Annotated in this window: 1 protein-coding gene; it reads right to left on the bottom strand. The window is 70.1% G+C overall.

Features of this window, described 5'->3' with window-relative positions; translation table 11 throughout:
* Window positions 1-2,428: type I polyketide synthase (locus tag JK364_RS34705; protein ID WP_307841463.1), on the bottom strand; the 2,428-nt coding region annotated here is incomplete at its 3' end.
* Window positions 2,429-2,471 lie beyond the last annotated feature (43 nt).

The raw sequence follows: 2,471 nt of genomic DNA on the forward strand, positions 1-2,471 counted from the left end.
AATTCCGATACCAGTACCCCGCATCCAGCCCCGCCGTATCCAGCACCCCACCAGTCACCGTCGAATAGAACGGCACCGACGACGAGCGCGGAGCGATCCCCTCGAGGGCCTGCCGAAGCTCACCCTCGATGGCCTCCACATGAGCACAGTGCGAGGCGTAATCCACCGGCACACGCCGCGCCCGAATCCCCTCCACCTCACACGCCGCCAGCAGCTCATCCAACGCATCCGCGTCACCGGACACCACAACCGCCGACGGGCCATTCACCGCCGCCACCGACAACCGCTCACCCCACGCCCCAAGCCGCTCCCGCACCGAGTCCACCGGCAACGACACCGACACCATCCCGCCACGACCCGACAACGCCCGCAACGCCCTGCTCCGCAACGCCACCACACGCGCCGCATCCTCCAACGACAACCCACCCGCCACACACGCCGCCGCGATCTCACCCTGCGAATGACCCACCACCGCCGCAGGCACCACACCAAACGACCGCCACAACTCCGCCAACGACACCATCACCGCCCACAACACCGGCTGCACCACATCAACCCGCCCCAACGCCGCCGCATCACCCAGCACATCGCCCAGCGACCAGTCCACAAACGGCCCCAACGCCGCCGCACACTCACCCAACCGCTCCGCAAACACCGGCGAAGACTCCAGCAACCCCGCCGCCATACCCACCCACTGCGACCCCTGCCCCGGAAACACCAACACCGCACGACCATCACCACCCGCAACCACACCCCGCACCAACCCAGAGACGTCCTGGCCCGCCGCCAGCGCCGCCACCCCACCGACCAAACCGCCCCGGTCCCCCGCCAGCACCACCGCACGATGCTCGAAGACCGTACGCGTCGTCGCCAGCGACCACCCCACATCCCCGGCCGACAGCTCCGCCCGCTCCCCCACGTACGACGCCAGCCGACCCGCCTGCGCCCGCAACGCCGCCTCGGAGCGGGCCGTCAGCACCCACGGGACCACCGTAGAGTCGCCCCCGCTCACCCCCTCGTCCGCCGCGTCATCGTCATCGCCGACCGGTGCCTGTTCCAGTACCACATGGGCGTTGGTACCGCTGACGCCGAAGGCCGAGACACCGGCCCGGCGCGGTTCGCCGCTCTCCGGCCATGCGGCCTGCTCGGCCAGCAGCTCGACCGCGCCGGCCGACCAGTCCACATGCGGTGTCGGCTCATCGACGTGCAGCGTCTTCGGCAGCGCACCGTGTTGCATGGCCAGGACCATCTTCATCACACCGGCCACACCCGCCGCCGCCTGCGTATGGCCGAGGTTGGACTTCACCGACCCCAGCAGCAGTGGCCGACCGTCCGCACGGTCCTGCCCATAGGTGGCCAGCAGCGCCTGCGCCTCGATCGGATCGCCCAGCGTGGTACCCGTGCCATGCGCCTCGACCGCGTCCACCTCGGCGGCCGACAGCCGCGCGTTGGCCAGGGCCTGGAGGATAACGCGTTGCTGGGAAATGCCATTGGGCACGGTCAGGCCGCTGCTGCTGCCGTCCTGGTTGACGGCGGAGCCGCGTACCACCGCCAGTACCGGGTGGCCGTTGCGCCGCGCGTCCGACAGCCGCTCCAGCAGCAGCATGCCCACACCCTCGCCCCAGCCCGTGCCATCCGCGGCCGCCGCGAACGCCTTGCACCGGCCGTCCGGGGCGAGACCCCGCTGACGGCTGAACTCCACGAAGAGGCCGGGCGTGGACATCACGGTCACGCCTCCGGCGAGGGCCAGCGGGCACTCCCCCTGCCGCAGGGACTGCACCGCGAGATGCAGTGCCACCAGCGACGATGAGCAGGCGGTGTCCACCGTCACCGCGGGTCCCTCGAAGCCGAAGGTGTACGAGAGCCGACCCGACATCACACTGGCCGCGCCGCTGGTGGCCAGGAATCCCTCGACGCCCTTCGGGGCCTGCCGCAGCGCGACGGTGTAGTCCTGACCGTTGGTGCCCACGAAGACACCGGCCTTGCTGCCGCGCAACGACGCCGGAGTGACACCGGCCCGCTCCATGGCCTCCCACGACGTCTCCAGCAGCAGGCGCTGCTGCGGGTCCATCGCCAGCGCCTCACGCGGCGAGATCCCGAAGAAGGCGGGATCGAAGGCGCCCGCTTCGGAGAGGAACGCGCCCTCCTTGACGTACGAGGTGCCGGAGCGATCGGGGTCCGGGTCGTACAGCTCCTCCAGATCCCAGCCACGGTCCTCCGGGAACGCGCTCACGGCGTCCTCGCCACGGGCGAGCAGCCCCCACAGCTCCTCCGGAGACCGCACACCGCCGGGGAAGCGGCAGCTCATCGCCACGATCGCGATCGGCTCCCGGGACTTCTCCTCGACATCGCGGAGACGCCGCTGCGTCTGGCGCAGATCGGCCATGACGCGCTTGAGGTATTCGACGAGCTTCTCTTCGTTTGACACTTGGCCCTGCCCCCTCGAAGAAACCGGGTGGTTCTCGTTCATG

It is taken from the genome of Streptomyces endocoffeicus (assembly GCF_016741935.1).
GTDB classification, from domain to species: Bacteria; Actinomycetota; Actinomycetes; order Streptomycetales; family Streptomycetaceae; genus Streptomyces; species Streptomyces endocoffeicus.